This is a genomic window from Marinifilum caeruleilacunae, assembly GCF_013141825.1.
Lineage (GTDB): Bacteria > Bacteroidota > Bacteroidia > Bacteroidales > Marinifilaceae > Marinifilum > Marinifilum caeruleilacunae.
On the sequence record NZ_RZNH01000007.1, the window covers coordinates 38338 to 65253 of the forward strand.

The window sequence follows — 26916 nt, forward strand, 5'->3', positions numbered from 1 at the left end:
ATCATTTTTTTGCTTGATACGATGCCTTATTTCCTGGCAATTCGGGCAGTCATTTTTTTTTAATAAAAATTATTTGAAAAAGAGTTTTTCCTTTCCAATTATCTATTACTTTTGCACTCGAATTTTGAGAGATGTTTACTGATCTTGAGTCATAAACATGCCAAAATCAATTCAATACATGAAAGACCGACAATCTGCCTGGTTGTTTTATGTATTTTATCCTAAGGCCGCCTGACTTCTGCAGCCATCCGACCTTTTAATTTATGTATGTGGAATAAAATAATCTTGATTCGGAGCGATGAAGAATAAGAGTTTGCTTTCTCGATTTTTAATTTGGAGAGTAAAAAACATTAAGGAGCGACAGTTCGTTTTAATTTTGAGTTTTTTGGTTGGAGTTGTGAGTGGCTTGGCTGCACTTGTGCTGAAGAATACCATTCATTTTACACACCATTTTCTAACACATCGATTGCATGTTGAGTCGGCCAACTTGCTGTACCTGGCTTATCCTGCAGTTGGGATTTTACTTACGGTTCTGTTTGTAAAATTCTTTGTGAAAGACAATATCGGGCATGGTGTATCCAGAATTCTTTATGCCATCTCAAAAAAGAACTCGTTAATTAAATCGCACAATAACTACTCATCGGTACTAGCCAGTACTTTAACCATTGGTTTTGGAGGGTCGGTAGGAGCCGAGGCACCAGTAGTTTTAACAGGGGCATCTATTGGTTCCAACCTGGGGCGCATGTTTCACATGAACCAAAAAATTATTACCCTTATGGTTGGTTGTGGTGCGGCTGGTGCAATTGGGGGAATTTTTAAAGCTCCTATGGCTGGAATGGTATTTACCCTGGAGGTGCTGATGCTTGACTTGACAATGGCATCACTGATTCCACTTTTGATATCATCGATTACCGGGGCGAGTATTGCCTATTTCTTTATGGGCAAAGGAGTATTACTTTCTTATGATGTAACAGAGCCTTTTGTAATTGGCAATTTTCCGTATTACATCCTGTTGGGTGTATTCGCAGGTTTGGTTTCTTTATATTTTACCCGATTTTCCATGTACCTCGAAGGTCAGTTCGATCGCATAACGAATTGCTATCGAAAAATGATGGTAGGTGGAATTTTACTTGGGATACTGATTTTCTTATTTCCACCACTTTATGGGGAAGGATATATTACCATACAAACCTTGTTGGATGGCAATCACTCTCATTTGGTGAACAATAGTGTATTCTATTTTCTGAAAGACAATTACTGGCTGCTATTGGGCTATGTTGTTCTGATTTTGGGTTTTAAAGTAATTGCATCAACCGTTACAACTGGTAGTGGTGGAGTTGGAGGTATTTTTGCACCATCTCTTTTTCTGGGTGGGGTTTCTGGTTTTTTTGTAGCAAGGTTTATAAACGGTTTTAATTTCGTGAAACTATCGGAAAGTAATTTTACCCTGATAGGGATGGCCGGAATGATGGCTGGAGTTATGCATGCTCCATTAACCGCAATTTTCCTGATTGTTGAAATTACTGGAGGATACGAACTGTTTATTCCAATTATGGTGACAGCAACCATTGCTTACCTTACCATCATGTATTTTGAGCCACATTCCATTTACACCAAACGTTTGGCCAAACGTGGCGAATTGATTACCCACAATAAAGATAAGGCAGTTCTTACTCTTATGAAGTTGGGCAAGGTGATCGAAACAGACCTGAAAAAGGTGAGTCCGAATGCCACATTGGGCGAGTTGGTAAGAATCATTTCACACTCCCAGCGAAATATCTTCCCTGTAGTTGATGAGGACGACAAGTTATTGGGCATTGTCTTGCTCGATGATATCCGTCACATCATGTTTAATCCAGACATGTACGAGGATACTTACGTTAGAAATTTAATGATTATGCCACCTGCCATTTTGGATGCCAATGCTCCTATGGAAAAGGTGATGCGAAGATTCGAAGAAACAGGAGCCTGGAACCTTCCGGTTACCCAGGATGAAAAATATTTGGGATTTGTATCCAAGGCCAAAATCTTCAATGTATACCGAAGGGTTTTGGTACACTTTTCGGATGAATAGTAGTTTAGAATTAGTTATGAGGTTAGATGAAGGCTTACTCAGAGATGGGTAAGCTTTTTTAGTATCGGTTAGAGCAAGCAAAATCACTTGAATTATTACACGAAAGTTATGCTGAGTTTCATCATTCGAACAGCTTAGAATCATTAACTTTGCAGCAACAAACTATTAATCATGAACAACAAACACTACAAAACAATCGATCCTGAAATTTGGAAAGGACGAATTGATGACGAAGAGGATTACGATGCATTTCGATGGCATCAGATTATCCAGCCCATTGATCTTTTAGAAGAGCAGGAGAAAGCGCTAAAGGGTTTTGGATTATTGGGATTCTGTTGCGATAAAGGTGTGCAAAGAAATTTGGGGCGAAAAGGAACTTCGAAGGCACCCAACAGTATCCGCAAAGAAATGGCCAATTTGCCATGCTCATTTCCCAAGGGAACCAATATATACGATTGTGGGAATATTGTTAGCAATGGAGCAGAACTGGAAGATGTGCAGGAGATACTTTCCGAGGCTGTATACCGAATTTTGAAAATGGGTTTGTTTCCACTGATATTAGGAGGAGGACATGAGATTGCCTATGGTCATTATCTTGGCATTGAGCGATATCTCTCGGAAGAGGAAAACCAGGAATTGGGAATTTTTAACCTGGATGCTCATTTCGATATGCGCCCATATAAAAATGGACCAAGTTCAGGAACCATGTTTGCACAGATTGCAGACAGGTGTGGCGAGCAGGGAAAAGAATTTCGATATATGGTGGCCGGCATTCAGCAATATGGAAATACAGTGAGCCTTTTTAAAAAAGCAGACGATTTAAAGGTAAATTACCTTATGGCTAAGGACATTTCCAATGATAACATGTTCTCGGTAGGACAGGATATTGTTCGATTTACCAAAAAGCAACGAAAAATATACATGACACTTTGTTCTGATGTAATTTCGTCGGCTTATGCACCAGGTGTAAGTGCTCCTCAGCCATTTGGTTTGCACCCGGAAATCATCGTGAAGCTGATCAAAACAGTCATTCAATCAGGAAAAGTAATCAGTTTTGATATAGCCGAGGTTTCGCCTCGTTTCGATGAGGATAACAGAACTTCAAAGCTCGCGGCAATCATTGTATTTGCCGTAATCAACTCGGTGGTTGAGTTTGGCTCTGCTTCCGATTGTATATGCTAGTTAAATGACTAATATAATAAGGTATTGGTTTTTATTAATTGATACCTTTTTCATTCCCCGCCAAATTGCTAAATTAGGAGCTACAACCCAATTTAATCCTATGGCAAAAACAACCCGCTGGCGTCGATTTTTAATCTGGAGATTAAGGCATATTACCAATCAGAACTTCATGCTGATATTAAGTGTGTTTGTTGGAGTAGCATCCGGCATGACCGCCTTAATATTGAAAACGGCTGTGTACCGCGGGCGAGAATTTTTACTGGATGGAATCGACTGGGCTTACCAGAACTACCTGTTTTTCCTCTATCCAATGATAGGTGTTGGGCTAACACTTCTGTTCAAGAAATTTATTATTCGAGATTTTGTAAAGCACAACATTACTGCCATTCTGCAAGCCATATCGAAGCGAAACAGTATCGTAAAACTTCATAAAACCTACTCTTCGGTAATTGGATCGATTATTACGGCCGGATTTGGAGGGAGTATCGGACTGGAGTCACCCATTATTTCGTCGGGTGCGGCCATTGGTTCCAATATGGCACGAAATTTTCACCTGAACTATAAAGAAATTACCGTAATGCTGGCTTGTGGAGCTTCGGGTGCCATTGCTGCAATCTTTAATACACCCATTGCAGCCATTGTTTTTGCACTGGAAGTATTGCTCATCGATTTATCACGCTTTTCGCTGATTCCGCTTTTAATGGCATCGGTGAGTGGAGCCATTACTACCAAACTATTTTTAGATGAGGATATCCTGATCGAGTTCGCCATTAATACCCCTTTTGCAGCCAGAGATATTCCGTTTTTTATTTTACTGGGTATTTTATCGGGCTTTATTTCGGTCTATTTTACCCGAATGTTTTTGTGGATCGAGAACAAGTTCGAACAGGTTAAACTGCTAAGAAACCGCCTGTTAATTGGTGGAATTTCACTGGGAATCCTGATTTTTTACTTTCCGGCCTTGTACGGAGAGGGATACAATATGGTAAAAGCCTTGATTGGCGGCAGGTTGGATGAGGTATTTCAGTCGAGTCTTTTTGAACATTATACCGATGTTTGGTATATGGTGGTTATTTTTATTGGTGCCATGGTATTCTTAAAAGTAATTGCCACATCTATTACCCTTGGCGCAGGTGGAATTGGTGGAATTTTTGCACCATCGGTATTTACCGGGGCGATGCTGGGTTTTATCTTTGTTTACCTCTACAATCATTTTCAATTGGGAGAACCTTTAGATGCCAACAACTTTACCCTGGTAGGAATGGCTAGTGTTTTAGGTGGCGTATTGCAAGCACCCTTAACGGGGATTTTCCTAATTGCCGAAATCACCAGCGGATACGAATTGATTGTTCCCCTGATGTTGTCGACCACCATTTCCTTTATCACTGTAAAGAGTTTACAAAAAGAGTCGATTGTAACCACGCAATTGGCCAAAAGAGGAGAGTTAATTACCCACAATAAAGACAGGGCGGTGCTTACATTTATGCAGTTGTCGCGGGTAATTGAAAAGGATTTGAAGAGCATTAACGAGAATGCCAGTTTGGAGGATTTGATTGATGTAATTTCCAAATCGAAAAGAAATATTTACCCGGTATTAACCGAGGAAGGATATTTGATTGGTGTGGTACTGCTGGATGATGTGCGGGAAATCATGTTCAACAAGGAGATGTACAATACACCAATTAGTAATTTAATGATTATGCCTCCGGCTTCGATATCGTATAAAGATACCATGGAAGTGGTTTTAAAGAAATTTACCGAAACAGGCGCTTGGAACTTACCGGTAATCGACGATGGAAAATACATTGGTTTTGTTTCCAAGTCGAAACTATTTTCGGCCTACCGTCAGCATTTAATGAAAATTACTTCGGATTAGGCATAAAAAAACCTGGCAATAAAAATTGCCAGGCTGTGTTTGAATGGTATTTAAAATATGGATAGCGCAGCAAACTATAAATCTACAGTATTGCTTTGCATTCCTCTGTGTTTGCGGTATATCGAATCTCTTTGTTGATAATATTTCCTTCTTTGATCTAAAAAATCTCTTCTCAAGGAATCTAACTCGCGTTGCATTTCATTACTGTGTTGTTGTCTGAATTGCCTTCTGTTTTTCATCATCTCTTCCAGTTCCTTGAAGAAATCATTTTGGCTGGAATCGCGCTGATGAAAGTTCCTTGGAAACATGGAGGAGTCAAAAAAATCTCGGTCAAAAAAGTCATCCTTAAAAAAATCATCCGAGAAAAAAGGATGTCTGTTGTTTTGCTTTCTTAAGCTATCGGGTCCAAAGAAGCGGCTTAGCTGTTCCTGCATTCTTTTGTGCATTCTGCTCATATCCATTTTGTTTAAAAAAGCCGAGTCGCTAAAAAAGTGATGTGTACTGTCCGACGACCAGGAATAAACGTAAGTGGAATCGTAACGAATTAAATTTCCGTCTTCATCGTATTCCTTGTTTACTTTAATGTCCTTTTTCGGAATGGTATGGTTTTCCGTGTTTTGACAAAAAGCTGTGGTTGAAATCAATAAAATACCAATAGCAAGTAAAAGTTTGTTTATTCCTTTCATGATAAATGGACTGTTGGTTTCGCCCCATAAAATTACAAAACATCTGTATTTACTGACAGTTAAAATATTTTAAAAAGTATTAAAAAAGCTGCCTCAAAGGAAGCAGCTTCATCATAAATATTTTGAATGTTTTTACTTATTTCATGTGTTTTAAATTCACTGCGTACATGATCACAAAAAGTGCTGTAATTGCTGCACCAACAAGTGTCCACGTAATCATAGAATCGAAATCGATTAAGGCAAGTGGTACTAACAACCAAAATACGTTGGCAAATGTGTACAAATAAAAACCGTTCTTTTTCAATTTAAACATTAAGAAAACTCCGAATAAGCTAAGTAATGCAAACAAACAGTTGGCTCCTGTAATTGCCTCAAGGTTTTCAGACATTGCCTTTAATTGCACAACACCATTTGCAGCCATATCGTAGAAAAAACCAGATTCCATTCCAGCTTCTTCCATTTGCTCCAATGCTTCAGTAGCTTTCTGCATTTTTTCTGCATAGGTACTTTCGAAGGTTGCATAATTGTAAATTGGCTGAATTAATCCAAAAAATCCACTACCAATAAACGATAGGATACACAAAACAGTTAAAAAGGTTGGTCTTTTTTTAGGTACTTCGATAGTTGTTACATTTTCTTCCATAATTAAAAAGCTTTTTTTGTAGGATGAGTAATATTGATTAGTTCATTTTTTTCAGGTTGACTGCATACAGGGCAATAAAAAGAATTGTAAATATGCTCGAGAATAAAATGCCCATATTTACAAACAGGTTAAAACCAACAAAAATGGCAGGAACGAATAATAACAATACCTGGGCAATGGTATAGATATAAAAACCTGCTTTTTTCATTTGGAACATCAGAATGGCACCCGTTAAACTTGCAGCGTATAGTAAGAATTGTGCCAATGATATTTCAAAAATGTTTTCCAGAGCTTTCTGGCCAATCTCAATGGCTTGTTCCATAAAGCTTCTAATTGGCTCTTCATCTACTTCTTCCAGTGCCATTTCGAAAATTTCAGGATCCAGGAAATTCTTTATAGGCGACATAATCATGCCCATGATATTATTTAATACGCCAAATCCACTTCCAATAAAAGTAAGGATACATAAAACGGTTAATAGTCCAGGCCTCTGTTTGGGGTTTGTTTCAACAATTTCCATTTGTGTTGTATTTATGAGTTAGGGTATAAAATTTCACATTCATAAATTTACAATAAAGCTGATAAGTACAAAAAATAAAGCTGTGTTATTAGATTTTGTTGGTTTCTTTCGGGTTAAGTCACCGCTTTTACATGATATCCGAATACAAAGGGATGAATTACAAAATATTATTGACTTTTGGAGGGTATGTTTTAGAAAAGGATAATTCCGATGAAATATGGCAAAAATAATTTTTTTAATATCGCGATTTGTCTAATTTTGAACCTGCACTTTAGGGAGAGGATAATTGAAATGAATCTTGCGGTGCATCATCTTTTCAAGGGGGAACAAAATTCTGTAAATAAGGGAGTTTTGGCCCTTTAAAACACTAACAAAACATTAAAATTAATCCGATGTATATCGGGGAAAAGACAAACAACAATGGAAAGAGATAGACAAATTTTCGACCTAATTGATCAGGAATACCTACGTCAGAAAAATGGTATCGAGTTGATTGCTTCTGAAAACTTTGTGAGCCAGCAAGTAATGGACGCAATGGGATCATGCCTAACAAATAAATATGCTGAAGGTTACCCAGGAAAGCGTTACTATGGTGGTTGCCAGGTAGTAGATCAAACTGAACAATTAGCTATCGACAGAGCTTGCGAGCTTTTTGGTGCTGAGTATGCTAACGTACAGCCTCACTCAGGTGCACAAGCTAACGCTGCTGTATTCTATGCATGTATGAAACCAGGTGATACATTTCTAGGTTTAGATTTGGCTCACGGTGGTCACTTATCTCACGGTTCTCCTGTAAATTTATCAGGTAACCTATACAATCCAATTGCTTACCACGTAAAAGAAGATACCGGAATGGTTGATTACGATGAGGTAGAAAAATTGGCTTTGGAGCACAATCCTAAAATGATTGTTGCTGGTGCTTCTGCTTATTCTCGCGATTGGGATTTCCCACGTTTAAGAGAAATCGCTGATAAAGTAGGTGCGATTTTGATGGCTGATATTGCTCACCCTGCAGGTTTAATTGCAAAGGGTTTATTAAGCAATCCAGTTCCTCACTGTCATGTTTGTACTACTACTACTCACAAGACTCTTCGTGGACCTCGTGGTGGTTTGATCATTGTAGGAAAAGATTTCCCAAATCCATTTGGAGCTAAAACTCCTAAAGGAGAAACCAAAATGATGTCGGCAGTATTGGATTTCGCAGTATTCCCAGGTCAGCAAGGTGGTCCTTTAGAGCACGTAATTGCTGCTAAAGCGGTTGCTTTTGGTGAAGCATTAACAGATTCTTACAAAGAGTACGCAATCCAAATGCAGAAGAATGCTAAGGTAATGGCAGAAGAGTTCGTGAAATTAGGCTACAAGGTAATCTCTGGTGGTACTGATAACCACTCTATGTTGATCGACCTTCGTTCTAAATTCCCGGAAATTACAGGTAAGAAAGTAGAGAACATTTTGGTTCAGGCTGATATCACAATCAACAAGAACATGGTTCCTTTCGATTCTCGTTCTCCATTCTCAACTTCAGGTTTACGTGTTGGTACTCCAGCAATTACAACTCGTGGTTTAAAAGAGGAGCACATGCCTGTAATCGTTCAAATGATTGATGAGGTAATTTCTAACATCGAAAACGAAGAGGTAATTGCTTCAGTACGTAAGCGCGTTAACGAAATGATGTGCGAACGTCCGATGTTTGCTTGGTAGTAAATTTATACCAAAAATATACAAAGGGAGGAGCTAAGGTTCTTCCCTTTTTTTGTGCAGTAACTTACAATTTAAGCTTATTACGGCTAGAGAATATTTAATTGTTATGAGAATACTTTTTTTCGTTTTGCTTTATAGCATGTCTAATCTCAATAATTCTCTGTAGTTTAGCGCAAAATCTTTTGTTATGGAATGGTATTATTATGTATTGGTAGTATTGGTAGGCGTTTTTGCCGGATTTTTAAATACTCTTGCAGGAAGTGGATCGATTATTAGTTTGGCCATGCTCATGTTTATGGGATTGCCTGCAAATGTGGCCAATGGAACCAATAGAATTGCCATTTTAATGCAGAATATCGTTGGAGTAAGCAGCTTCAAAAAACAAAAGGTATTTACATTTAAAGAAGGCATTTGGCTGGCCATTCCAGCAATAGTAGGATCGGTTATAGGTGCAGGTTTAGCCGTTGAAATTAACGAGGAAATGATGGAGAAAACCATTGGTGGATTATTGGTGTTTCTCTTTTTTATTGTACTCTACAAGCCCGATGCCTGGGTAAAAGGACAGGCTGGATTGGTTCGATCCAAACCAAGCATATGGCAAATTGTAATCTTCTTTTTTATTGGCTTGTACGGAGGTTTTATCCAGGCAGGAGTAGGCTTCTTTTTATTGGCCGGATTAGTACTCGGTGCCGGTTTCGATTTGGTAAAAGCCAATGCAATTAAAGTTTTTATTGTGCTTCTTTATACACCATTTGCCATTGGAGTTTTTGTAATGAACGGACAAATCGATTATAAGATCGGATTTATTCTTGCTGCTGGAAATATGATTGGTGCATACATTGCTGCAAATTTCGCCGTAAGCTGGGGAGCTAAATTTGTTCGTTACATTTTACTTGGAGTAATCGTATTCGCGTCTTTAAAGTTTTTGGGCGTATACGAAATGCTTGGGTTTTAAGCGTGAAAACTTCACCGTAAACGCTTACTACTAATTCAATTGAAAATGATAGGTAATGGTTCCTTTCTGGTAGGCTGGAGCACTACTGTCGGAATTAAACTTAGCCTTTAAGGCAGCTTTTCTGGCCAGTTCGAACAGGGTAGAGTTACTGGTAGTTGAACCTGGCATACCTGGTCGTGCATTAACCACTTTACCATTCTTGTCAACAGTAATTTCTACAACCACTTTTCCACCTTCTTGCAGCTGGGTTTGAGGCTTGGGTATCGATAAAGAATTTCGTCCCTGTAAATCGTATGAAACCCCTTTACTTCCTAATCCTGTGCCACTGTAGTTGTCAGAATCAGGCGAGCCTGTGGGTTCTCCCTGGTTGCCTGTTCCTTTGTTCACACCCTGCGAAGAATTCGAAGATGTTCCTTGTCCAAAAACATTCTTGGCACGATTGTTAATGGCATCGATTTTAGCCTGGCGTTCGGCTTCCTCTCTTTTCTTTCTCTCGATTTCTTCCAATCGCTTTCTTTCGGCCTCGGCTTCCTGTTGCTTTCTAATCTCTTCCTGTCTTTTCTTTTCGGCTTCTATCTTTGCCAAACGATCTCTTTCTGCCTTTGCCTTCCTGGCTTTTTCATCAGCTGCTTTTTTCTTTGCAATTTCTTCTGCCGATGGCATTTCAGGAGCATCTTCGGTATCCTGGGTCAGCACTTTTTGCTGTGCCGAACTTGGTTCAGGTTCCGATTTTGCAGGAGTAGATTTAGGTACAGAAGCAGCTTGTACGGCTGCAATTTTTTTCTGCGATCTTGAAGGTGCCGGATCTCTTCTACCAACACCCTGGTTCGAATTTCCAAAATTTACAAGAATCCCTTCTTCCTCGGGAAGTGGGAGAGGTGTTCGAAACCCCAGAAAATACAACAATATTATTAATCCAATGTGGAAAAATAAAGTGCCAGCAAATCCTATTCTTTTATTTTTGGATTCTTCCATATCTATTTTGCGCGTGTAGCCAATATCAATTTGTACTTGTTATCCTTTGCAATGTTCATCACTTTCACCACTTGTTCCATCGGTACCGATTTATCTACGTGAAGCGAAATTGTAGGATCATCTTCTCTTGCCAGTTTTCTCTGCAATTTGTGTTCCAATTGTGAAAAAGGTACAGGCGTAGTCTCGAGATAAAAGTTGAAATTTTTATCGATTGATACTGTTGTAATTGGCTTTGCTGCCGTTTGGTTGCTACTTTTTGGCAATAGCAATTTCAGTGCATTCGGACTAATTAAGGTTGATGTTACCATAAAGAAAATCAGCAACAAAAACACAATATCGGTCATGGATGACATACTGAAGGCAGCACTAACTTTATTTCTTGTTTTTAGAGCCATATTGTCTTATTTGATCGGTTCATTCAACAAATCCATAAACTCAGTAGTGGTAGCTTCCATATTGAAAACCACTTTCTCAACCTTGGCCACTAAAATATTGTAGGCAAAGTATGCAATAATACCAACTGTAAGACCAGCCACCGTTGTTACCATTGCCTGGTAAATACCACTCGAAAGAAGACTTACGTCGATATTGTTACCTGCGTTGGACATATCGTAAAACGCCTGAATCATACCCATTACGGTTCCAAGGAATCCAATCATTGGAGCTGCTCCGGCTACTGTTGCAAGTGTTGGCAGGTTTTTCTCCAGTTTAGATACTTCCAGGTTCCCAATGTTTTCAATTGCAGCATGAACATCATTCAAAGGGCGTCCAATTCTTTTTACACCTTTCGAGATCATGCGAGATACAGGGGTATCGTTGGTTTGACAAAGGGCAAGAGCAGAATCAATTTTTCCCTCATGGATGTAATCGCGAATACGATTCATAAAGTTTGAATCTTCCTTGGTTGCCTTACGAATGGCAAAATATCGTTCCAGGAAAATGTACATGGCAATTACCGAAAGGGCAAAAATCGGAATCATGATCCAACCACCTTTGAAGGCCAAATCAACAAAATTTAATGTCAGTTCTGTAGCCTCGGCTCCCTGTTCTTCTATAGGTAATTCATTTTGAGCCATTTCCTGTACACCTGCAATAAGCGATAGATAATTCATATACAATTTGTTCTAGTTTGATCTAATACATAAAAAAACGAGATATAATACGGAATATTATATCTCGCTAAATTAATATTATTGTTTTTTAATCCCCACAGAAAATATGGGAAATTAAATCTTTATTCTAGTGCAATATCATTGCTTGTAGGTAATATACTCCTGCACCAGCTAAATAACCAACAAATGCTAAAAGAGTAATCTTCTTCATATACCAGATAAAGTCGATTTTTTCCATACCCATTGCAGCAACACCGGCTGCCGAACCAATGATCAACATAGATCCACCTGTACCAGCACAATATGCAAGGAATTCCCAGAATAAACCATCCTGAACGAAGTTTGCAGCATAACCAACAGCATCCGGACTTTCGATTGGATACATACCCATAGCAGCAGCTACCAATGGTACATTATCAACAATTGACGAAAGCACACCAATGATCAGGTTAATCACATAGATATCATGTACATTTTTATCCAACCATGAAGCTAAGATATCAAGGTGACCAGCTGATTGTAAACTTGCAACAGCAGAAAGAATACCTAAGAAGAATAGTACTGTAGGTACATCAACTTTTTTCAATACACCAGTTACATTCAAACGGCTCTTGAATTCGTGTTCTTTGTTTCTGTGCATAATTTCTGTAACCACCCACATTACACCTAATCCAAACAACATACCAAGGTATGGAGGCAAGTGTGTTGTAGTTTTAAATACAGGAACAAATAGTAATGAAGCTACACCTAAACAAAGAATGAATACTCTTTCTTTGTGAGTTGTATATTCCTTGTCTTCGCCTTCAACCATTTTAGGACGTGTAATATTTCCTTTCAGGTAAGTAGTTACAATGATTAATGGAACAATCATGGTAAACAAACTAGGAATGATTACTCGAGTGATAATGTTGATTGTGGTAACCTGTCCACCAATCCAAAGCATAATTGTGGTAACATCACCGATTGGAGACCATGCACCACCGGCATTTGCAGCTAATACAACCATCGAAGCAAAGAACCAACGATCTTTCTGATCATCCATCAGCTTACGAATTAATGCCACAATTACAATTGTAGTTGTAAGGTTATCAAGTGCAGCCGACATGAAGAATGTTAAAACACTAAGTACCCAAAGTAATTTTACTTTATTGGTGGTTTTAATCTTATCGGTAATGATTTTAAAACCTTGGTGCTGATCAACAATCTCAACAATAGTCATTGCTCCCAAAAGGAAGAACAAGATGGTTGAAATTTCAGACAAGTGATGAAGAACTTCATGGTGAGTAATGAAATGCAACATGCCTTCAACATTATCCTGATCTGGATTAAGCGCAACAAATTTATTCCAAGCTGTACTTACTCCTGATGTTAGGATATCAACCCCTCCAAATACGTAAATAGTCCAGGTCAACACACCGATTAAAAGTGCTGATGCTGCTTTGTCAATTTTTAGTGGATGTTCCAGAGCAATTGCTGTATAACCCAGAACAAAAACCACAACCATTAATACAAACATAATAATTGATTATTTTAGGTGATTTAAATTTTTTAGATACTTAAGCTGCTAATATACTAATATTTGCTTTTCAAAAACGGTTAGCAATTAAAGAAAAAAATCGAGAATATTTAATGCTGCAAAACATTGGAGCAGTGAATTTAAAGTGATTCTACTCTTCTGTTTTTTCTTTTTCTTCCTTGTCTTTTTTGCCGCTCAGGAAACTTAAGTACTTTTTAAACAGACCCGAAAAAGTATTAAAATCTTCCTTGTAAAAAATTCCAATTCCTTGTGTATTTCTCGATTCTTCGTAAACCAAATATTCATTTGATCGGGTAAAGGCTTTCAGCTGTAATTTCCCTTTTTTATCGAGTTTGATATTCACATCAACATCACCAACAATATCATTTGCTCTTTCCTGGGAATTACTTGTACCAACATTTCCGTTAATGGTAACTTTATCGTCAAAAACCTGGGTCGATAATGCAAATTGAATCTCATCGCTGGTAAGATTATCTCCCGGACGGTAACTTACACCGATATCAAAATCGTTACTAATCTGGCTCAACCAATTCGAAAGCTGGTTCGACAGCAATTCACTAGTTGTAACACCTACTGCATAACTCGAATTTTTGTTCTCGAAATTTGGATCGGTAGACCTTAGGTATTCTGGTGTGTAAAATCGATTCAAAACCAAAAGTGATAGAATTTGTTTATTTGTTTCATCTTCGGTTGAGAATAAACCCTCTAATATACTCTGTGTTTGCTGATCTAAAGTAGGGAATGCAATATTGAATTTGATTACAGGGTTTTCAAGGTTCTGGCTTAGATTCATGTTACACTGAACCGGAATTTTCCTGCTAATATCAACGTAAGGAGTATTCAATAGCAAATCGTACAGGGTAGTTTTTACATTGTACATGGCATCAATATCAACCGTTGCATTGTATGGATCTCCGGCCCATTTAATATTTCCGCCATTGGCAAGGTCGAACTTCTTATTGATTACATTCTGAAGGGTAAATAGATAACTTCCTTTTTGAATGGTATAATCGCCAAATATTTTAAATTCTCCTTTGGTATCAATCTCAAGCTTTAGGTTCCCATTCCCTTTGGCTTTTAGAACATCTCCAATCTGGGAGTCAAAAATAATTTGAATATCTGTTTCAGGAGTAATCTCGAGGTCGCAATTCATGCGAATGCCCGATAAATCGATTTTGTACTCCTCTTCGGCAAAGGCTTGTTCGGCCCTGTTGGTATTTACAAAAGTGATAAAATTGCTTTCCTGTATGTCACCGCTATTGTTGATGGGAACATAGATTCTTGTGTTTTTATCGGTCTTGGCTCTAATTTCGATCTCCAAATCGTTTACCGGACCATATAAATGTGTAATTCCTGTAACATAGGCTTCTCCATAGAACAGTTCATTGTCCGATTCTTTGGTATCCAGTATGTTAAAATTCAGAGTGTTTACCGAAAGATCCAACTCAAAATTGTTGAACTGATCATGAGCAATTGCACCAAAAAGAACCGCTGTTTGATTGTTTTTGTCAGTCAGCTTAAAGTTGTCGAATCGTAGCTCGCCAGGCATAATACTGATGCTATCGTTACAATAATAGCTGGTTTTTAAAGCGTCAACCATAAATTCTGCTTGCTCGAACTTTAGTTTTCCTTCCGAACGTAAATCATCGGTATGTCCTTGAATATTCAGACTTCCTGAGGCACTTCCCTTAATTTCTGAGATGTTATCCTGCAGGTAAGGATTAAGTAGCTCCATTCTCATCTTATCGATGTTAATGTTCATATGTAAGGAATCTGTTTCGGGGAAGTAATCGCCTTTAACATCAAGTTCTTTGCGAGATGAGAAATCTGTAAATGAGGAGAAACTTAATTTCTTCTGATATTTATCCCAGTCGCTAATTAAAAAGAGGTTTCCTAAAGTATCATTATTCAGAACCAGGTTTTCGATCATTACATTGGAGTTGGATAATCGGTCTCCATAGAAATCAGAAACTTGCACATAACCTTTTACTGTGCCGTTAACACCAATATTTTGCTCTCGGGTAAGATCATTTAAATTTTGCAGACTAATGTTTTGAATTCTGAAGTTTACACTATCATTCGGATTGGAGGAAATTTTACCATCCAGACCAAAAAACTGATTTTCTCGAGCAATTTTAAAATTATGAATGGCATAGCTGGTGCTATCAATTACAATGCGCGATTCGGGAATAGACCAAATGCTATCGGCCATAATAATCGTACTCGGCATTAAGTTGATATCCCATTTTGCATTCCCCGATTCTTTCGATTTTTCAACTTCTCCTTTTGCCGATAAAAATCCACTATAGGTTACCTTATCCCAGTTGTTCCAGAGAACATCGAGCTGAACTTTATTTTTTTCGGCTGTCAACTTTTGAGACAAATTGTACAGTCCAAAATTATCGGAGAAAATAAATTTATTGGTTCTCCCTTTCAGCGTCAGTTTTTCGCTATCAGTTGTTAAATCAATTTTTAATTCGTCCAATGATTTTCCTTCAACAATCAACTTGGGTGTTTCGAAATGCAGATTCAGAATTCTATCTATTGCTGAGATTTCTCCTGCCAGCTTTGTGTTCGGAGCAATACTATAATCGGGATATAAAACAGAAGTAATTGGTTCTGTTTCTTTTAAGTTTAATTCAAATTTAAATTTATTGGTACTGTCAATTTTTGTGTACTCTTTATCTGGAGCATAGGCTGGCAAATAGTAATAAGCCAGGTTTGCAATAGACGATACCAATTTACCCACTTCGTAATTCCCTTCTACCTTAAGATCGGAAACATCCGAGTTTAAAATAATTCGTTTAAAATCTGGTGAGGTAAAAGAGTTAATAGTGAACTTATTCAGTAGGAATTCACCCAAACTGTTTTTGTATTTGGTGTTGTTAATTTCAATAATCCCGTTGGCATTGTCGAAACCACTACCAGTAAAGTTGGCATTTACCGACAGGCTAAGTTCTGCTTTCTGATCTTTGGTGTTTAGGTGCAGCGGAAATAGTTTAGCATGCTTCAAGTGCGAACTAAAGTTCATGGTTGGAATTTCTTGCGAAAAATCAACCTTACCGGCAAAATCAAATCCAATGTTCGGGTCTTCCAGCGAAATTTTTCCATCAAATTGCGATTCCGAGAAAAATCCATTCAATGTAAGGTTCTCGTATTCGTAATCGTAAAAATCTACTTTACTGATATTTCCTTTCATAACACCTTGAGTAGTGCTTGGGGAAGTGAAACCACTCACCGAAACATTTAAGGAAATTTCTCCCACTTTTTCCTGCTCAACCAATCCGCCCAGGTTGAAGTTATTCGTGCTCAGGTCGCCATTAAAATCGAGTTTGTTGTTGCCCTGGTTGGGTTTGAAAAGTATATCGGTTTTAATATTTCCCAGGTCTGTATCGAAGTTTCCATAGAACACAAAATCGTTTACAAAACCATTAAATTTTCCTTTGTACTGAATAAGACCCAGGTTGTTAAAATATTCGGGTAGCTTGAAATGCTCTTTAGAATAGCCAGGAATATATACCTTCTCGATGTCTGAAATTGTGGTGGTAAGTTCTTTAAAATCGGCTTCGAGATACGAGTCGCGCAAATAGGGCAAACCATTCATATAAAATCTGCCTTTCAATGCTGTGTTTTCTCCATATACAATATCGATATCTCTACCTCTTAAATCATAAATCGTACCGTACAACCTACCCGACAAGTAACCCGTTTCGCGAAAACCTAGCAAGTCTTCGTTAAAATAGGCAAGATCCAGAAAGCTTACACGCGATGATTTCAATAGAAAATTCAACTGCATTTTTTTGGTAAACTGTGCCCAATATCCCTGATTGGGTTCATAATTGAAATAAAGATGATCTGCAATCAGCTTACTGTGTTCCGAAACAATATTTACATCGGAAAGCCCCCATTGTCGGCTTGTGAACCAATTGTTTGCTTTAAAATCTTTTAGAACAAAACCCGATTTTTCTTTGCAGCTAAGATGTTGTAAAAAGAAGCCTACCGAATCGCCGGCAACTTTGATATTGCGGGCCTGTATGTTCAAATCACTAACGTAGATATCGTCATAGTTCATTCCAAAATCCTGAGGAACATAACTCACAGTTTTGTATCCAAAGCTTGAATTTTCCATATCAACATTGGCTACATTAACATCCCAGGATTTTTGAGTAGAATCTACCTTGCCAGAACCACCTCCATTTGATATAGAATCCAAAAACACCTCGATATTCAAAACTCGTTCTTCATCTTCGTAAAGATTAAAAAATGTATTAGATAGGGTAATTTTGTTTACGTAGAGTTGTTTTTCGCCAATACTGAAAGAATCAATTTTAGCTTTAAGTTGATCAATATAAATTAAGGTATCTTTCCTGTAATCTTCGATGTATAAACCTTTTAATATAATACTTTTAAAAGGTGAAATGTTTACTCCTTCTATGCTAATGGGAGTGTGCGTTTGCTCGGATAAATAATTGGCAATTTTTCGACTTACGTGAGTTTGGACAGTGCTACTTAAGAATAGCAAATACATGATGCAGGGAATCATAATGATAACTGCCAGTGTCCAAATTGATATTTTGAAAAATTTTTTAATAATTTTGCCGTTTTGTGAGTTGCACAAAATTAGCTAAAAAGAAGAAGAAAGTAACAACGCAAAAGGGCGATTAAAGAGATTTTTGATTTTTTTAACGAATCATACTATAAATCTCCATAAAAGCTCGATATAATACGATAAAGATGAGTATAACTATTCTTGGAATTGAATCATCATGTGATGATACTTCCGCATCAATATTAAAAGATGGAATTATTTATTCCAATATTATTGCGAACCAAACTGTGCACATGGATTATGGTGGGGTAGTACCTGAATTGGCTTCTCGTGCTCATCAACAGAATATCATTCCTGTTGTGCACCAGGCAATGGATAAAGCAGGTGTAACAGCGGATGAAATTGATGCGGTTGCCTTTACCCGTGGACCTGGATTGTTGGGATCTTTGATGGTAGGAACTTCATTTGCAAAAGGCTTTGCCATGGCAAAAAATATCCCGTTAATTGAAGTCAACCACTTGCAAGCCCATATTTTGGCTCATTTTATTGATGATTTAAAAAACACTTACGATCATCCTGAATTCCCATTTTTGGCATTGCTTGTTTCTGGTGGAAACTCTCAAATTATTGTGGTGAAAGACCACCTGGAGATGGAGGTAATTGGTGAAACCATTGATGATGCTGCCGGAGAGGCTTTCGACAAATGTGCGAAAGTGATGGGATTGCCTTATCCTGGTGGACCGATTATTGATAGAAATGCAAAACAAGGAAATCCGCATGCATTTGAGTTTAGCAGACCAAAAATTCAAGGATTGGATTATAGTTTTAGCGGATTAAAAACTTCATTCCTGTATTTTATTCGCGATAAGGTAAAAGAGAATCCAAACTTTATTCAGGAAAATATGAACGACCTTTGTGCCTCATTACAATATACCATTGTTGATATTTTAATGAACAAGGTGAAAAGAGCTGCCAGAGAAACGGGAATTAAGCATGTGGCTATTGCAGGTGGTGTATCGGCCAATTCGGGTTTGCAAAATGCTTTGCACGAAGCAGCCGAAAAGTTCAACTGGAAAGTTTATGTGCCTCAATTGGGCTACTCGCTGGATAATGCAGCAATGATTGCCATTACAGGCTACTTTAAATATTTAAAGGAAGAATTTGTTGGTCAGGACACGGCACCTTTTGCCAGAATGACAATAAAATAAAACAATTAGGGAAGCACTTAGCTTCCCTTTTTTATTCCTCAATGTTCAGGTAATTCTTGAGTACCAGTATCGACTGATCGTTAAAATGTTCCAGTTTGAGAATTAAATCCTCCTTGTTCTTCAGTTTCAGAATCATTTTATGCTTACGGATTCTAATCTCATTGATATCTTTAAGGTACACCTTTAGTTCTTTTGAGTACCACCCGGTTTTATAGGTTAACTTTCTGGAGTTAATTGTAAGATATTCTTTTGGGTAAAGAAATTTGCATCCCAGCAAAAGGCCGACAAAATAGAGAGCGACCACCGAAAGTGCAAAAATCAGGTAATTACCGTGGGGAAGGAAATTGAAATACCGGTTAAAAACGTAGAGTAAGACTGCAGAAATCAGGAAAGCAATAGCCAAAGCCAGTTGTTTTCCCCTGGCTTCGTTATTATTGATTTTATGATCTCGGATATCGAATTCGAACTGGAGCATTGCATGTAAGTTTAGAGTCTCACCCTAAAGTTACTAAATAAGCAACTTTTAGTAAATTAAAATTTACTCATCAGCTAAAATTTGATTGAATAAGCTATTCTGTTGCAGTAAATCGCTATAAGATTGCGAGATTAAATCTTTGGCGTTGATTTCGAGAAGTTTAATGTAGTAGTTGCATTGTTCCTGTAGTTTATCTTTGGCAATGCTTCCATCGGTATCTATGGCTTCAATCTCTACAAATTTTCCAAGTCCGTTTACATTGTCAATGTGAAACTTTACATTATCGATAAAGTAAATTTCCCTTTCCTTATCAACCACACAGCGTGTGCCCATCGATTTTTCAAGAATTTCTTTAAGTGAAGATTCAGGATCGGTTTTGTAAAGGCTCACCTTGCTTTCCCTGGATGTTTTTTTGTCTTCGCGAAAATAATGAATTAGGTTGTTTTCAATTTTGCCTTCGCGCAATTTTAATCGACCTAATTTGGCATGAAAATAAGTGTCTATTTGGCGATCGGTTCCTTTAAACTCTGCATTGTGGGCCAATAATATTTCACGAACACGATCTTGATTTTTGCAATGTGCTTTAATTTCAACAGTTATGGGCATAGTGTAATTTTTTGCTTATTTGAACCCGAAATATCGTAAAAATTAATCTGATTTCAAGGATTAAAACTGTTTGGAAAGTTCGATAATTTTAGCACCGATTTCATCAAGCTCCAAAACAAAATCGACTTCGGTTTCAGCCAATGCTGCCTTAGGCATAATGGAGGCTACCGCATTTTCAGGATTCTCGACAATGGCAGTGCCACCATAATTTTTAATGGTTTTTAAACCATGGGCTCCATCCTGGTTAAGACCGGTAAGTATAAGTCCAATAATTCCATCTTTAAGCGACCAGGCAGCAGATTCAAACAACACATCGATTGAAGGGCGGGAGTGATGAACTTTTGGATCGGCAGAGAAGGAGATGCTCGCATCATCATCAATCAACATGTGATAATTTGGTGGCGCAAAGTAGACGTATCCGGCCAGGATTTCATCTTTTTCTTCGGCCTCTTTAACCTTTAATTTACTGATACTGTTAAGGTAGTTTATAAAAGAATCGTTGTTGTGGTCGCCAATGTGAAGCACCACCAAAACCGGAATGTTAAAATCTTCGGGCAAAGAGGGAATGATGGTTTTTAGGGCTTCCAAACCACCAAAAGATGTACCAATAACCAATGCTTTACTCATCAACCAATTCTCTTTTTGAATATTTTTTGTTTGGCATCAATATCTGAAAAACTGTGCTCGTGTTGGGTAAAACGAAGCGACTCTTTTGAACCCAGGCATAGATGACCGCTGTGTACCAAACTTTCGTGGAAAAGGTTGATTACTTTGTTTTGTAATTCGCGGTTAAAATAGATCAGAACATTTCTGCATAGAATAAGGTTGACCTCGGCAAAAACATGATCGGTAACCAAGTTGTGATCGGCAAAAACCACGCGTTTTGATAGCGACTGGTCAAACTTTATGGATCCATATTTTAACGTGTAATAATCTGATAATTGACCTTTTCCGCCCGACTTGGTATAGTTTCTTTGGAACTTTTCCAACTCCTGCGTTTGATAAATTCCATGCTTGGCAATTTCAAGAACTTTACGGTTAAAATCGGTGGCATACACCTGGCATCTATCCAGTAATCCTTCCTCCTGTAAAAGAATTGCAAGGGAGTATACTTCTTCGCCAGTTGAGCATCCTGCATGCCAAATTTTAATAAATGGATAGGTTTTTAATGTCGGCACCACATTTTCACGGAAGGATTTGTAAAAATCAGGATCCCGAAACATCTCGGTTACATTAATCGACAAGTCTTCCAGTAAGTCGATAAAGAAATCTTTATCGCGCAGCACTTTTTCCTGCATTTGAGATACAGATGAGAAATGCCCAACCGACATTCTGTGCATAAGTCTGCGTTTAACATGAGCTTTGGAATAATCCCTGAAATCGTAACTGTATTTCTGATATACAGCTTCCAGAAACAAGGGAATCTCAATGTCGATATTATCAATGTTAGAAGACTTGTTTTGCTCCATATATTAGGCAATGCTTTTTGTAATTTGGCTTAAGATTTTTCTAAGAGCTTCTTCTTTGAATGGCTTGCTTATAAAATCATTCATACCCGCATCTAAACAGGTTTGTTTGTCTTCAACAAATGCATTTGCGGTTAGAGCAATAATAAATGCTTTATCTACTTCAGGATGATCTGCCTCGTGACTTCTGATTTTTTGAGTTGCATTTAATCCATCTAAAACAGGCATTTGCATATCCATCAGAATCACCTGGTAGTTATTTTTCTTGTGCATTTCGAATGCTTCTAATCCATTTTTAGCAACATCGCACTGTAGCCCCATATGGCGCAAAGTTAAAATTGCTACTTTTTGGTTAATAGGGTTGTCTTCAGCTACAAGAATTGATAATTGTCTTGGAATTTCCACGTTTTCATTATTAAACATATCCGCCTCCTTGTCTTTGTATCCAAATTTTAGTTCAAACATAAACTCCGACCCAAGGCCAGGTTCACTTTCCAGGTTAATTTTACCACCCATAAGGTTGGTTAAATTTTTCGAAATGGCTAAACCCAGGCCCGTACCACCGTACTGGCGAGTTGTTGAACTATCCGATTGAGTAAATTCTTTAAATAGTTTTTTCTGTGCGTCTTTCGAAATTCCGATTCCGGTATCTTTTACAGTAAAGAACAAAGATACATATTGATTGGTTTTCTCAAGACATTTTACCGATAATAAAACTGAACCTTTATGCGTAAATTTTACTGCATTATTGGCCAGGTTCATTAGTATTTGATTTAGTCTAAATGAGTCTCCTACCAGGTTTTCAGGAATATCATCGTCTAACTCAACGATAAAATCGATTCCTTTTTCTACAGCTTTAAAATTAAGCAGATGATAAATGGTGTCTGTTAATTTCCTGATATCGAATTCAATATTTTCAATTTCGATTTGTCCTGCCTCAATTTTCGAGTAGTCCAGGATATCATTAATGATTTGCAAAAGGTTTTCGCCCGATGTGGTCATCACCTTCAGCATGTCTTTTTGTTCTGCCGACAGTTCCGATTCCAAAAGCAATCTGGATAATCCCAGGATCCCATTCATTGGAGAGCGAATTTCATGCGACATGTTTGCCAGGAAGAGTGATTTTGCATTGGTAGCCTCTTCGGCTTTTTGCTTCTCAATGACCAATTCTTCATTCTTTTTTTCCAGGTATTCAAGTAGGGTATCCAACTCTTTTCTCTGTCGGTACAAGTCAAGAAAAACTTTTACTTTTCCCTGCAAAATTTCTGGAATAATTGGTTTTGGAATAAAATCAACCGCCCCGGTTTCTATTCCCTTAATAATATGCAAATCGCTTTGATGAATCGCAGATACAAAAATCACCGGAAGGTATTTTGTTTTCTTTCGCTGACGCATGAATTCCAGGGTTTCATAGCCATCCATTCCCGGCATTTGAACGTCAAGAATGGCCATAGCGAATTCCTCTTTAAGAGTATGTTTTAAGGCTACTTCACCCGATTCAGCTCTTACAAACTCTACATCAAAATCGCTTAAAACCCTTTCTAAACTTACAAGGTTTTCAATTTTGTCATCTACGATTAATATTTTTTCTTTTTTCATTGTGCTAATTGCGTTGTAACTAGTTGTATAGCCAAATTTTTAACATCGAGAACAATTTGTTTTCGTCAATTGGTTTAGACAGGTAATCGTTTGCTCCGGAAGTAATTGCTTTCTGGTAATCATCTTTCATGGCCTTGGCCGTTAAACAGATAATTGGGACATCTTGAATTTCAGGAGTTTTTCTGATGATATTCATGGCTTCATAACCGTCCATTTCAGGCATCATGATATCCATTAAAACCAAATCGATGTTGTTGTTTTCTTTCAACACATCAATGGCAATTTTACCATTTTCGGCTTCAAGAACTTCCATCTCTTTTTCTTCAAGAATTTTACCCAAAGCAAAAATATTTCTGATCTCGTCGTCAACAACCAGTACTTTTTTACCTTTAAAAATAGAGTCATCAATTTCGGTAACTTTCACTTTAGGATTATCGGGCGCAGTTGTGGCCACCTGGTGCAAGAATAAACTTACTTCGTCCATCAATCGCTCATCCGATTTTAAACCTTTTAAAATTATCGAATTGGTATACTTGCTTAGTTCGCGATGTTCTTCGCGAGATAATTCTTTTCCTGTGTAAATTATAGTATTTGGGATCTTGATATTGTTTTTGCTAAGGGTTTCCAGAAGTTGATTACCTGTAATATCCGGCAAGCCCAAATCAAGAACAATACAGTCGTATTTTTTAGTAGATATTAATTCAACTGCTTCTTTCCCGGTATCAGCTTCTTCAATCTGAACATTTGTTGGAGTAAGAATACTCTTAATTAATTGTCTGGTTACATCGTCGTCTTCAATTACCAGTATTTTTTGCGATTCGGTAAAAAGCTGAGTTTTCATTTTATCAATTACCTGTGTAATGTTTGTGGCATTAACAGTTGGTAATTCTTTAATATCTCTTTCAACAAATCCTTCAACCGGGTTGATAATGTGCATTGGCAATTTGGAAGCATAAGCGTGTAATCTTAATGGTTCCAAAACAGCCTCGCCTTTCTCCATTAACAAGTCCATTCCAACAATAACGGCCGATGGTTGGTGCGATTCGATCAGTTGAATGGCATTTGGAATATTTTCGGCCACCAGTGCATGGAAACTATTATTATGAATTTGATAGTAAAGTGAAGTGGCTTCTTCCTTATTTGGATGAATTAAAACGACAGTAGAACCATTGTGTGGCACATCTCTGTCATCATCAATAAACTTTGGAAGTACAACCGCCTGGTTTGTTTCTTCTTCAATCGCCGAAACTTCTTCCTTGGCAACCGCTTGCTTTATCTTTTTAATATTTTTCGCAGATTGTTTTACCGGCACAAAAAGGGTAAAGCTCGATCCTTTGTTAACTTCACTTTCCAGGTGAATTTCACCGCCAAGCATTCTTGCCAACTCTTTCGAGATCGATAGTCCCAAACCAGTTCCACCATATTTTCGTGATGTACTTCCATCGGCCTGTTGGAAAGCTTCAAAAATGGCTTCTTTCTTTTCGGCGGGAATTCCTACTCCTGTATCTGTTACACTAATGGAACAAGTGTCCATTGTTTTCAAATCATCTCTCCAGAATTCCGAATTGCCATTTACCTTGTTCATAGAAACAGTAATGGAACCTTTCGAGGTAAACTTAAAGGCATTCGATAAGAGATTCTTTATAATTTGATTTAATCTTAGTGGATCGGTTTCTATACTTGTTGGGAAGTCTTCAGCTATATCTACAAGGAAATCCAAACCTTTCTTTTCGGCCTGGTGTTTGAAATCCATTACAATTTCACTCTTCAAATCGATCGGATTCACCTCCTCCATCTCAATGGTCATTTTCCCGGCTTCAATTTTCGATAAGTCAAGAATTTCATTGATCAACTGAAGCAAATCTTTACCACTCTTATTAATAATTTTAGCCGACTCAACATCTTCCGGAGTTAAGTTGCCATTTTTATTCTTCACCAAAATGCCAGATAGAATCAACAAACTATTAAGTGGAGTGCGCAATTCATGCGACATGTTTGCCAGAAAATCAGATTTGTACTGACTGGCCTGTTCAAGTTCTCTTGCTTTAGTTTCCAGTTTTTCGTGGGCAAGAGATAAGCCTGAATTCTTCTGTTCTATTTCTTCTTTCTGAATTTCCAGTTGGTTGGTTCTCTCTTCCAATTCCTCATTTGCTACTCTTAATTCTTCCTGCTGAACTTGCAGCTTTTTCTCGTTTTCGGTAAGAATACTGGTTTGTTCGGCAAGCTCTTCATTGGCAACTCTTAATTCTTCCTGCTGCACCTGCAATTCACTTGCCTGTTCCTGTGTAGTTTTCAAAAGAGTTTCCAGCCTCACTCGAGCAATGGTTGAGGCCAATTTCACAGTAATGCTGTCTTTTACTGCCTTTATAAAATCAATTTCGGCTTCGCTAAATATTTTACTTGCCGATAATTCCATTACGCCCCAAAGTGCATCGTTATAGGTTAAAGGTACCAGCACAATGTTCTTTGGTAGCATTTCTCCGGTTCCCGAGAAAATAGAGAAATAATCAGAAGGAACATCTTTAAGGTGACTGAATTTCTTATTAATGGCTGTTTGCCCGATTAATCCATGTCCAGGTCTGATGTTTTTGTATTGATTCTTATCAGGAATTCCGCATGAAGCTGCGAGTGTTAAAATTTCATTTTCTTCGTGATAGACATAAATCGCACCCAGTTCAGCTCTTAGGAACGCGGTCATATAATCCAATGCTTTATTTGCAACTTCATTTAAATCATGATCGCCTTGCAACTCATCGTTTAAATTGTTGACTCCCGACCTAAACCATAATGTTTCATCGTTTTGTGCTTTAGAATGTTTTAAAGTTTTTACCATTTGGTTCAAAGAAACCGATAACTCGTCCTCCTTTGATTTTGGAATAAGATTAATGCCAAGATCTCCATCAGCCACCTTTCTTGTATATCCAACTACATTCTGAAAATCTACCTGAATGCTTCTAAACGATTTGGCCAGAGAACCAATTTCATCTTTGGTTTGTATGTTTAGAGGACGTCTGAAATTTCCTTTCGCAATAGAACGGAAGTTATCCACCATTTCCTTTACCGGAATGGTAATAGAACGTGAAATGTAACGTGATAAAATCAAAAATAAAGCACTAATTGACAGGGAAATAATAAGTATAGCCCAAATCAGAGCATTGTTAATTTTGTGTGATAAGGAGTTTACTTCCTGGCTGATATCAGCATAATGATTTTGAATGTACTCCAGATTAGCTTGTAGTTGATTGATATCTATTTCGATCTCATCGTTAAGCAACTGGTTTTTCATTTGCTCGGTCAATTCGAGAGTCTCTTTTGAGTGATTTCTGGAATTGCCCATTTCCTTGCTGTTAAGTGAATTCAGTAGTCTAAACCTTTTCACCATTAACACAGCATTCTCATATTCATGGTTGTAAACTTCCGGAAATCCATCGTACAGATAGTTTGCAATTTCCTGGTTTGTTTTGGTTTTATAATCTTCTTGCAGCTTTAACAAATCGGCAACCAACTGATTGGATCGATCGATGTAAAATGCCGATTGCTCACGGAAGTTTGGATCTTTTGTAATTTGATAGTTGTAGAAGTTATCTATGCCATTTTGCAGCAAACTCTCATGAACACGCAAGCCATTAATCATGATACTAAAAGTACGGCTGGTATTAAAGAAAAAACTGGATGTTAGGCTTAAAACCAATATACTTAGTAATGTTAAAACCGTTAAAAGCATAAGTTTGGATTTAATGCTCCAATCTTTA

General features: G+C 37.7%; 20 protein-coding genes. 6 read left to right on the forward strand and 14 right to left on the reverse strand.

Features of this window, described 5'->3' with window-relative positions; genetic code table 11:
- Positions 1–298: 298 nt before the first annotated feature.
- The 3 genes from ELS83_RS06150 to ELS83_RS06160 all read left to right on the forward strand — a co-directional run bounded on the left by ELS83_RS06150 (position 299) and on the right by ELS83_RS06160 (position 5132).
- The gene (locus ELS83_RS06150) at positions 299–2074 is read left to right on the forward strand and encodes a chloride channel protein (protein ID WP_171594657.1); all 1776 of its coding nucleotides are present in this window, start codon (positions 299–301) and stop codon (positions 2072–2074) included.
- A 171-nt stretch (positions 2075–2245) separates the two neighbouring features.
- On the forward strand, positions 2246–3256 hold the full coding sequence (gene hutG, locus ELS83_RS06155) for a formimidoylglutamase (RefSeq protein ID WP_171594658.1): 1011 nt from the start codon (positions 2246–2248) through the stop codon (positions 3254–3256).
- A gap of 4 nt (positions 3257–3260) precedes the next feature.
- The gene (locus ELS83_RS06160; protein WP_171594659.1) at positions 3261–5132 is read left to right on the forward strand and encodes a chloride channel protein; all 1872 of its coding nucleotides are present in this window, start codon (positions 3261–3263) and stop codon (positions 5130–5132) included.
- Between the two features lie 74 nt (positions 5133–5206).
- Here ELS83_RS06160 and ELS83_RS06165 read toward each other — a convergent pair whose 3' ends face one another.
- From ELS83_RS06165 to ELS83_RS06175, 3 genes are all read right to left on the reverse strand, one after another.
- Positions 5207–5818, reverse strand: a complete 612-nt coding sequence (locus tag ELS83_RS06165; RefSeq protein WP_171594660.1) for a hypothetical protein — start codon at positions 5816–5818, stop codon at positions 5207–5209.
- A gap of 136 nt (positions 5819–5954) precedes the next feature.
- Positions 5955–6461, reverse strand: coding sequence for a hypothetical protein (locus tag ELS83_RS06170; protein WP_171594661.1), 507 nt, complete (start codon positions 6459–6461; stop codon positions 5955–5957).
- A gap of 37 nt (positions 6462–6498) precedes the next feature.
- The gene (locus ELS83_RS06175) at positions 6499–6981 is read right to left on the reverse strand and encodes a hypothetical protein (RefSeq protein WP_171594662.1); all 483 of its coding nucleotides are present in this window, start codon (positions 6979–6981) and stop codon (positions 6499–6501) included.
- A 420-nt stretch (positions 6982–7401) separates the two neighbouring features.
- Between ELS83_RS06175 and glyA the strand changes: the two genes are divergently transcribed.
- Complete coding sequence (gene glyA / locus ELS83_RS06180; RefSeq protein WP_171594663.1) at positions 7402–8682, forward strand: serine hydroxymethyltransferase; 1281 nt, start codon at positions 7402–7404, stop codon at positions 8680–8682.
- A gap of 187 nt (positions 8683–8869) precedes the next feature.
- A complete protein-coding gene (locus ELS83_RS06185; RefSeq protein ID WP_171594664.1) occupies positions 8870–9637 on the forward strand; it encodes a sulfite exporter TauE/SafE family protein in 768 nt (255 codons plus the stop codon).
- A 30-nt stretch (positions 9638–9667) separates the two neighbouring features.
- On the opposite strand, the gene ELS83_RS06190 is transcribed toward ELS83_RS06185, so the two are convergent.
- The 5 genes from ELS83_RS06190 to ELS83_RS06210 form a co-directional block, all read right to left on the reverse strand.
- Positions 9668–10612 carry a TonB family protein gene (locus tag ELS83_RS06190; RefSeq protein ID WP_171594665.1) on the reverse strand — a complete coding sequence of 315 codons (945 nt, stop codon included), beginning with the start codon at positions 10610–10612 and terminating at the stop codon, positions 9668–9670.
- Positions 10613–10614: 2 nt separating this feature from the next.
- Positions 10615–11007, reverse strand: coding sequence for an ExbD/TolR family protein (locus ELS83_RS06195; protein ID WP_171594666.1), 393 nt, complete (start codon positions 11005–11007; stop codon positions 10615–10617).
- A gap of 6 nt (positions 11008–11013) precedes the next feature.
- The gene (locus ELS83_RS06200; RefSeq protein ID WP_171594667.1) at positions 11014–11724 is read right to left on the reverse strand and encodes a MotA/TolQ/ExbB proton channel family protein; all 711 of its coding nucleotides are present in this window, start codon (positions 11722–11724) and stop codon (positions 11014–11016) included.
- A gap of 127 nt (positions 11725–11851) precedes the next feature.
- Complete coding sequence (gene nhaD / locus ELS83_RS06205; protein ID WP_171594668.1) at positions 11852–13240, reverse strand: sodium:proton antiporter NhaD; 1389 nt, start codon at positions 13238–13240, stop codon at positions 11852–11854.
- A gap of 151 nt (positions 13241–13391) precedes the next feature.
- On the reverse strand, positions 13392–17804 hold the full coding sequence (locus tag ELS83_RS06210) for a translocation/assembly module TamB domain-containing protein (protein ID WP_171594669.1): 4413 nt from the start codon (positions 17802–17804) through the stop codon (positions 13392–13394).
- Positions 17805–17995: 191 nt separating this feature from the next.
- On the opposite strand from ELS83_RS06210, the gene tsaD reads away from it, so the two are divergent.
- The gene (gene tsaD, locus ELS83_RS06215; RefSeq protein ID WP_171594670.1) at positions 17996–19018 is read left to right on the forward strand and encodes a tRNA (adenosine(37)-N6)-threonylcarbamoyltransferase complex transferase subunit TsaD; all 1023 of its coding nucleotides are present in this window, start codon (positions 17996–17998) and stop codon (positions 19016–19018) included.
- A 31-nt stretch (positions 19019–19049) separates the two neighbouring features.
- On the opposite strand, the gene ELS83_RS06220 is transcribed toward tsaD, so the two are convergent.
- The 6 genes from ELS83_RS06220 to ELS83_RS06245 form a co-directional block, all read right to left on the reverse strand.
- Positions 19050–19493 carry a hypothetical protein gene (locus tag ELS83_RS06220; protein WP_171594671.1) on the reverse strand — a complete coding sequence of 148 codons (444 nt, stop codon included), beginning with the start codon at positions 19491–19493 and terminating at the stop codon, positions 19050–19052.
- Between the two features lie 63 nt (positions 19494–19556).
- Positions 19557–20099, reverse strand: coding sequence for a class IV adenylate cyclase (locus ELS83_RS06225; protein ID WP_171594672.1), 543 nt, complete (start codon positions 20097–20099; stop codon positions 19557–19559).
- Between the two features lie 60 nt (positions 20100–20159).
- Complete coding sequence (locus ELS83_RS06230; RefSeq protein WP_216616407.1) at positions 20160–20726, reverse strand: chemotaxis protein CheB; 567 nt, start codon at positions 20724–20726, stop codon at positions 20160–20162.
- On the reverse strand, positions 20726–21568 hold the full coding sequence (locus tag ELS83_RS06235; protein WP_171594674.1) for a CheR family methyltransferase: 843 nt from the start codon (positions 21566–21568) through the stop codon (positions 20726–20728). The genes ELS83_RS06230 and ELS83_RS06235 overlap by 1 nt, the downstream gene beginning before the upstream one ends.
- A gap of 3 nt (positions 21569–21571) precedes the next feature.
- On the reverse strand, positions 21572–23164 hold the full coding sequence (locus ELS83_RS06240; protein ID WP_171594675.1) for a response regulator: 1593 nt from the start codon (positions 23162–23164) through the stop codon (positions 21572–21574).
- Positions 23165–23183: 19 nt separating this feature from the next.
- Positions 23184–26888 carry a GAF domain-containing hybrid sensor histidine kinase/response regulator gene (locus tag ELS83_RS06245; RefSeq protein ID WP_171594676.1) on the reverse strand — a complete coding sequence of 1235 codons (3705 nt, stop codon included), beginning with the start codon at positions 26886–26888 and terminating at the stop codon, positions 23184–23186.
- Between the last annotated feature and the right edge of the window lie 28 nt (positions 26889–26916).

Coding starts and splice junctions, on each gene's coding strand:
- ELS83_RS06230 (WP_216616407.1), bottom strand. CDS start 20,726: ATGAGTAAAGCATTGGTTATTGGTACATCTTTTGGTGGTTTGGAAGCC.
- ELS83_RS06200 (WP_171594667.1), bottom strand. CDS start 11,724: ATGAATTATCTATCGCTTATTGCAGGTGTACAGGAAATGGCTCAAAAT.
- ELS83_RS06220 (WP_171594671.1), bottom strand. CDS start 19,493: ATGCTCCAGTTCGAATTCGATATCCGAGATCATAAAATCAATAATAAC.
- tsaD (WP_171594670.1), top strand. CDS start 17,996: ATGAGTATAACTATTCTTGGAATTGAATCATCATGTGATGATACTTCC.
- ELS83_RS06240 (WP_171594675.1), bottom strand. CDS start 23,164: ATGAAAAAAGAAAAAATATTAATCGTAGATGACAAAATTGAAAACCTT.
- ELS83_RS06195 (WP_171594666.1), bottom strand. CDS start 11,007: ATGGCTCTAAAAACAAGAAATAAAGTTAGTGCTGCCTTCAGTATGTCA.
- nhaD (WP_171594668.1), bottom strand. CDS start 13,240: ATGTTTGTATTAATGGTTGTGGTTTTTGTTCTGGGTTATACAGCAATT.
- ELS83_RS06245 (WP_171594676.1), bottom strand. CDS start 26,888: ATGCTTTTAACGGTTTTAACATTACTAAGTATATTGGTTTTAAGCCTA.
- ELS83_RS06235 (WP_171594674.1), bottom strand. CDS start 21,568: ATGGAGCAAAACAAGTCTTCTAACATTGATAATATCGACATTGAGATT.
- glyA (WP_171594663.1), top strand. CDS start 7,402: ATGGAAAGAGATAGACAAATTTTCGACCTAATTGATCAGGAATACCTA.
- ELS83_RS06170 (WP_171594661.1), bottom strand. CDS start 6,461: ATGGAAGAAAATGTAACAACTATCGAAGTACCTAAAAAAAGACCAACC.
- ELS83_RS06185 (WP_171594664.1), top strand. CDS start 8,870: ATGGAATGGTATTATTATGTATTGGTAGTATTGGTAGGCGTTTTTGCC.
- ELS83_RS06190 (WP_171594665.1), bottom strand. CDS start 10,612: ATGGAAGAATCCAAAAATAAAAGAATAGGATTTGCTGGCACTTTATTT.
- ELS83_RS06175 (WP_171594662.1), bottom strand. CDS start 6,981: ATGGAAATTGTTGAAACAAACCCCAAACAGAGGCCTGGACTATTAACC.
- ELS83_RS06210 (WP_171594669.1), bottom strand. CDS start 17,804: ATGATTCCCTGCATCATGTATTTGCTATTCTTAAGTAGCACTGTCCAA.
- ELS83_RS06225 (WP_171594672.1), bottom strand. CDS start 20,099: ATGCCCATAACTGTTGAAATTAAAGCACATTGCAAAAATCAAGATCGT.
- hutG (WP_171594658.1), top strand. CDS start 2,246: ATGAACAACAAACACTACAAAACAATCGATCCTGAAATTTGGAAAGGA.
- ELS83_RS06150 (WP_171594657.1), top strand. CDS start 299: ATGAAGAATAAGAGTTTGCTTTCTCGATTTTTAATTTGGAGAGTAAAA.
- ELS83_RS06160 (WP_171594659.1), top strand. CDS start 3,261: ATGACTAATATAATAAGGTATTGGTTTTTATTAATTGATACCTTTTTC.
- ELS83_RS06165 (WP_171594660.1), bottom strand. CDS start 5,818: ATGAAAGGAATAAACAAACTTTTACTTGCTATTGGTATTTTATTGATT.